We start from the raw sequence: 5,373 nt of genomic DNA, 5'->3' as shown, positions 1-5,373 counted from the left end.
GCCTTGTCGCGGATCAGCACGCCGCCGACGACCGGCAGCACGCGTCCGCCAGAGACGTCCGAGATGCCGGCGACGAGGTGCGGGCGCTCCTTGGCGAAAGCCTCGACTTTGCGCGAGCCCATGCCGATGGCGAGCGCACCATAGGCCTTGCCGGCCGACATTTGCGGGCGCAGGAACGAGGCGCCGTCCTGGCGCTGGAAGGCGACCAGATGCCCGCCGGCGTCGAGCACCGAGACGCCAAGCGGCTTAAGCTTGAGATCGGAGCCCTTGGCAAAGGCGGCATCGATGATTTGCCTGGCTTTTTCGAGCGGCAGTGCGGTCATGGCGGTCTCCTGTCTGAAAGGCGTCGATCATCGACCGTCGACGGGCGAGATAACATCCCGGTTTCGGTTGAAATTGCTTCGCGTGAAGAGGTGGGAAGGAAGCGACCGTCACAGCCTCCGGATAGGAGTTGGTGCCTGTGCGGCTTCAGGTCATTTTTTCTTGGCGCGGGCCGGCTTCTTGGCAGGTTCCGCTGGCGCGTTGGCGAGGTCTTCGGCTTCCTTGGCGAGACGCAGCGCCCGCAGCTTGTTGGTCTTGGCCTGGCGGGCGTCGCTCTCGGCGACGTATTCGGCCATCGCCTTCTGGCGGACGGTTGCCGCCTCTTCCTGCTTCTTGAAGCGCAGGTCGGCGCGTGCGCGGGCAGCATCCCGAGAGTTCTCAACCAAGACCTTATCCAATCCCGTGAATTGTGATTTTCCGCTTCTTCTAGCAGAGCCGGCCCCCAAACGGGAAAATAAGTTGGTCAAGCGGCAGAGTCGGCGGCGAGAGCCTTGCTGGCAACCAGGGCTTCATAGGCGGCCTGCAAGGTGGCGCGGACAGAAGGACCCGAGGCGGTATCGAGCGGCTTGCCGAGATGTTCATGGCGCAACTCGTCCATGAATTTGTCCCACATCGGCTGTCCGCCCTTTTCCAGAAGTTCGGCGCGGATCGAGAGTTCTTCGCTGACCGGCAGCCAGACGCGGCCCCAGGCGCCAAGATGGGCCAGGATCGGCACCAGCGTGATCGCCATTTCGGTCAGGCTGTAGATCGCCTTCTGCTTGTGCGAGGGGTCGTCGGCTTTGGTCAGCATGCCCAGTTCCATCAGCCGCTTCAGCCGATCGGCGAGGATGTTGGAGGCGATGCCTTCCATCGATCCGTTGAGCAGCTCGCGAAAATGACGCCTGCCGCCGAAGATCATGTCGCGAAGGATGATCAGACTCCAGCGATCGCCGAACACTTCCAGCGACAGGTTGATCGGACATCCGGACCGGCGATCCATGCTCATGAGATTTTTTCTCCAAAACCAGTTGCATTGTCGTATCAGTTTTATTATCGTGCAACCGATTGCAAAATGCAATCAGTATTGCAGGAGAGGAGGCCGCACCGTGACGACGACCGAACGCCCCGAAATCATATCCGAAACCTTTGGCGATCCGGCGAACCCGCCGCTGTTGCTGATCATGGGAGCGATGGCCTCGATGCTGTGGTGGCCGGAGGCGTTTTGCCGGGAACTGGCCGATGCCGGCCTGTTCGTGATCCGCTACGACAATCGCGATACCGGCCGTTCGACCAAATACAAGCCGGGAGAGCCGCCCTACACGTTCGATGATATGGCCGACGATGCAATGCGCGTTCTCGACGACCACGGTATCGGCAAGGCGAATGTCGTCGGCATGTCGATGGGCGGCATGATCGCGCAGCTTGTGGCGTTGGAACACCCGTCCCGTGTCGCATCGCTGACCGTCATCAGCAGCACGCCCGTGGGAACCGACACTTCGCACCTGCCGCAGACGAGCGATGCCTATATCGAGCATTCGGCCGAGGGCGCCAAAGTCGATTGGTCGGACCGTGGCCAGGTGGTCGATTTCATCGTCAGGGATGCGCGGGCGATCGCCAGCGTCGCACATCCATTCGACGAGGCCCGGATGCGTGCCTTTGTCGAGCAGGATCACGACCGCTCCGGCGGCTTCCTGAGCGCGACCAACCATTTCATGCTCAGGGGCGGCGACGCGTGGAAAGGCCGCTTGCATGAAATGACGGCGCCGCTGCTGGTCATCCACGGCACGGCCGATCCGATCTTTCCGGTCGAACATGGCGAGGCGCTGGGGAAGGCGGTCACCGGCGCGAAAATCATCCGGATCGAAGGTGGCGGCCACGAGCTGCATCCAAACGACTGGGATATGATTGTTGCCGGCATCGTCGCCCACGCCGCTTGAAGCGGCAAAAGCAGGCCTTGACGAGCAATCCTTGCCGCAGTGTTTACCTATGACGAGCATGCCCGGCGCCGGCCACCGATAAACCAGGAAACAGGCGAGCAAAAAATGTCCCTGACGCTTCATTTCCATCCGCTGGCCTCCTTCTGCTGGAAGCCGCTGATCGCGCTGTACGAGAACGCCACGCCGTTCAAGCCTGTCATCGTCGATCTTGGCGATGCTCAGTCGCGCGCGGCCTTCCTGAAGATTTCGCCGGCCGGCAAGATGCCGGCGCTGCGCGACGATGCGCGCGACCGCACGGTGCTGGAATCGACCATTGTTGTCGAATATCTGGCCGCGCATTATCCGGGGCCGGTCGACCTCGTTCCCGCCGACATCGACCTGGCGCTGGCCGTTCGCCAAGCCGACCGCTTCTATGATTTCTATGTGCAGGAGCCGATGCAGAAGATCGTCGGCGATCGGTTGCGGCCGCAGGACAAGACTGACCCGTTCGGCGTCGAGCAGGCCTGCGACCAGCTTCGCAATTCCTATGCCATCATCGAACAAGACATGCAGTCGAAGATCTGGGCGATGGGCGACACCTTCACCATGGCCGATTGCGCAGCGTCCCCGGCGCTGTTCTATGCCAACAAGGTCGAGCCGTTCGGCGACAAGTATCCGACCGTGAAACGCTACCATGACCGGCTGCTGCAGCGCTCCGCCTTCGCCCGGGTGATCGAGGAGGCGCAGCCCTACTTCAAGTTCTTCCCCTACAACAACGGTTGATCGGGGTTAGGCTTCCCAGAACTGATCGAGCCAGATGTTGAGTTTGAGGAAGCCGGTGCCGCTTACCGTATAGACGCGCCTTGTTCCTTCCGGCTTGGCGTGGACCAGGCCGGCATCGAGCAGCACTTTCAGATGTTGCGACACAGCCGGGCGCGAGACCGGCAAGCCGGCGGCCAGTTCGGTGACGGTTTTCGGGCCGCGGCGAAGTTCTTCCAGAAGATGGCGCCGATTGGGATCGGCAATCGCCATGAAGGCGTCGGAAAACATCATGCCTGTATTAGTGAGGCAAAGCCTTTCGAATCTCAACCGTCTGCTTCTGCTTTTCTTCTGGGATCGAGCCGCAATGCTTCCGGGGTGACCGAACGGTCGGCCGGCTGCGTCTTGAAGGCATCACGATCGCCGATCGGCACCGGCGCGCGGCGGCTGATGCGCAGCAGCGTGTAGCCTGCCAGGCAGAGATGCGCCAAGGCGGTCGCCAAGAACAGACCTTCCGGGCGCATCCAGCCCATCAAAGCGGCGGCGAGCAAGGGTCCAATCATCGTGCCGAAGCCGTAGAGCAGCAACAGCCCGCCAGATACCTTGACGAAATCCTCCGAGCGCGCGTGGTCGTTGGCATGCGCCACGGCAATCGAATAGAGCGTGTAGGCGAAGGCGCCATAGGCGGCAGTGAAGACGATGACGAAGACGCCGGAGCGCGGCTCGAACAGAAAGATCAAGAGCGCGAACAAAGCCCCGCCGAAAGCCGCTCCCGCCAGCACGAAACGCCGGTCGGTCTTGTCGGAGAGACGCCCGGCCGGAAGCTGCATCGCGGCACCGGCAACGACCACAAGGCTCATCATCAGGGCGATCTCGGCCGTGGAAATGCCGATGCGGGCGCCATAGACGGCGCCAAGCGTGCCCCAGGCGCCGTTGGCGATGCCGATCAACACGCAAGCGACCGCCGACACCGGCGAATTGGCATAAAGGCCTCTGACATCAAGTGAGACATCCTGCAGCGGCTTGGGGTGAGAGGCGGTCGAGACCGCCGTCGGAATGAGCGATAGGCAAAACAGGATGCCGGTGATCATGAACAGCGATGCGGACTTCACGTCGCCGCCGGCGACGATCATCTGCCCGCCCATGATCGAGGCATAAGTGACCATCATGTAGAGGCCGAAGACGGTGCCGCGGTTCTCGTTGGTGGCCTTCTCGTTCAGCCAGCTTTCGATGACCATGAAGGCACCGGCCATGGTGAAGCCGGTGAAGGCGCGCAGCAGGATCCAGACATATTCGTCGATGATCAGCCCGGTCAGTAGCGCCACGATGGCGCCGGATGCGGCAAAGGCGCCAAAGGCGCGAACGTGGCCTGCGCGGCGCACGATGCGCGGTGCGAAGAAGCAGCCGGTGACGAAGCCGCCGGCCCATGCCGTGCCCATCAGGCCGAGCGATGCGGTCGAGAAACCTTCCAGTTGACCGCGCAGGGGCAAGAGCAGTCCATGCAATCCAGATGCCGCGAGCAGGAAAGCGGTGCCGCGAAGCAGCGAGAGGATCGGTCGGTAGGTTGCGAACATTGTTTGATCCGGCTCAGGTTTGGCGGGGACGCTGGGTCTGAAGACAGCCGCATTCGGGCTTTTCGGCGGCGGGCTTTGCGCCAGCGCGCCTATCCGCGGCGGAACAGTGCTTCGGCCGCGGATTTGGTGGTGTCCTTGGCCTTGAGTTCGGCTTCCAGGCGGGCAATTTCGTCGCGCAGGATACCGATCCGCTCGGTCAAGTCGCTGACGGAAAGCAGTGACAGGTCCTGCCCGATCTCGTGCGGGCGTGACTTCTTCTTGGGTTCGTCGTCGAAGATCGCCATCGTCGCTCCTCCTCCGCCAAGACCAGATTGGCCATTTGCCTGATTTGGCAATCAGCATACATAGGGCAGGGGCGTCGATGCAAACAGCCGATCGGACAACGGCGAGGAAAGACGGGAAATCTCATGGCGAGCGGACAGAAAATTCCGGCAAGGATGACGGCCATCGCGATCTCGGAGCCGGGTGGCCCTCGGGTCCTGAAGCCGGAAACACGCGACGTGCCGCAGCCCGGCCCCGGCGAGATCCTGATCAAGGTGCATGCCGCCGGCGTCAACCGGCCCGATATCCAGCAGCGCAAGGGCGCCTATCCGCCGCCGCCCGGCGCGTCGGACCTGCCGGGCCTCGAGGCGTCGGGCGAAGTGGCGGCCCTTGGCGACGACATATCGCGCTGGCGCATCGGCGACCGCGTCTGCGCGCTGACGCCCGGCGGCGGCTATGCCGAATATGTCAAGGTGCATGCCGGGAGCGTGCTGCCGTTGCCCGCCGGCTTCACCCATACCGAAGCCGCGGCGGTGCCGGAAAACTACTTCACCGTCTGGCAC

At 62.7% G+C, this 5,373-nt stretch carries 9 protein-coding genes; 3 read left to right on the top strand and 6 right to left on the bottom strand.

Features of this window, described 5'->3' with window-relative positions; all coding sequences use genetic code 11:
- From EN939_RS19505 to EN939_RS19495, 3 genes are all read right to left on the bottom strand, one after another.
- The coding region (locus EN939_RS19505; protein ID WP_127269300.1) for a GlcG/HbpS family heme-binding protein at positions 1–323 on the bottom strand (323 nt) is incomplete at its 3' end.
- 150 nt (positions 324–473) lie between these two features.
- Positions 474–707, bottom strand: a complete 234-nt coding sequence (locus EN939_RS19500) for a hypothetical protein (protein ID WP_027037125.1) — start codon at positions 705–707, stop codon at positions 474–476.
- Between the two features lie 77 nt (positions 708–784).
- Positions 785–1,306 (bottom strand): winged helix-turn-helix transcriptional regulator, encoded by a 522-nt coding sequence (locus tag EN939_RS19495; RefSeq protein ID WP_127269299.1) that lies wholly within the window; start codon positions 1,304–1,306, stop codon positions 785–787.
- A 100-nt stretch (positions 1,307–1,406) separates the two neighbouring features.
- On the opposite strand from EN939_RS19495, the gene EN939_RS19490 reads away from it, so the two are divergent.
- Positions 1,407–2,237 carry an alpha/beta fold hydrolase gene (locus EN939_RS19490; RefSeq protein ID WP_127269298.1) on the top strand — a complete coding sequence of 277 codons (831 nt, stop codon included), beginning with the start codon at positions 1,407–1,409 and terminating at the stop codon, positions 2,235–2,237.
- A 105-nt stretch (positions 2,238–2,342) separates the two neighbouring features.
- Entirely contained in the window at positions 2,343–2,999 is a 657-nt protein-coding gene (locus EN939_RS19485; protein WP_127269297.1) for a glutathione S-transferase family protein, read from the top strand.
- A gap of 6 nt (positions 3,000–3,005) precedes the next feature.
- Here the strand turns inward: EN939_RS19485 and EN939_RS19480 are convergent, their stop codons facing one another.
- From EN939_RS19480 to EN939_RS19470, 3 genes are read right to left on the bottom strand one after another with little or no spacing between them, the layout of a single operon-like run.
- Positions 3,006–3,269: an ArsR/SmtB family transcription factor gene (locus tag EN939_RS19480; RefSeq protein ID WP_013529232.1), complete on the bottom strand. Its 264-nt coding sequence runs from the start codon at positions 3,267–3,269 to the stop codon at positions 3,006–3,008.
- A 32-nt stretch (positions 3,270–3,301) separates the two neighbouring features.
- Complete coding sequence (locus EN939_RS19475) at positions 3,302–4,633, bottom strand: MFS transporter (protein ID WP_329608556.1); 1,332 nt, start codon at positions 4,631–4,633, stop codon at positions 3,302–3,304.
- Between the two features lie 5 nt (positions 4,634–4,638).
- Positions 4,639–4,833, bottom strand: a complete 195-nt coding sequence (locus tag EN939_RS19470; RefSeq protein WP_127269295.1) for a DUF1192 domain-containing protein — start codon at positions 4,831–4,833, stop codon at positions 4,639–4,641.
- A 123-nt stretch (positions 4,834–4,956) separates the two neighbouring features.
- Between EN939_RS19470 and EN939_RS19465 the strand changes: the two genes are divergently transcribed.
- Positions 4,957–5,373 (top strand): alcohol dehydrogenase catalytic domain-containing protein (locus EN939_RS19465; protein ID WP_164751083.1); only part of this gene is annotated, 417 nt, incomplete at its 3' end.

Source organism: Mesorhizobium sp. M7A.F.Ca.CA.002.05.1.1, assembly GCF_003998335.1.
Taxonomy (GTDB): Bacteria; Pseudomonadota; Alphaproteobacteria; order Rhizobiales; family Rhizobiaceae; genus Mesorhizobium.
The sequence above is the reverse complement of the archived record's forward strand: the minus strand, read 5'-3'. Positions and strand labels throughout refer to the sequence as shown.

What these genes read in the sequence shown, in the direction of transcription:
- EN939_RS19480 (WP_013529232.1), bottom strand. Translation starts at nt 3,269, where the DNA reads ATGATGTTTTCCGACGCCTTCATGGCGATTGCCGATCCCAATCGGCGC.
- EN939_RS19495 (WP_127269299.1), bottom strand. Translation starts at nt 1,306, where the DNA reads ATGAGCATGGATCGCCGGTCCGGATGTCCGATCAACCTGTCGCTGGAA.
- EN939_RS19470 (WP_127269295.1), bottom strand. Translation starts at nt 4,833, where the DNA reads ATGGCGATCTTCGACGACGAACCCAAGAAGAAGTCACGCCCGCACGAG.
- EN939_RS19485 (WP_127269297.1), top strand. Translation starts at nt 2,343, where the DNA reads ATGTCCCTGACGCTTCATTTCCATCCGCTGGCCTCCTTCTGCTGGAAG.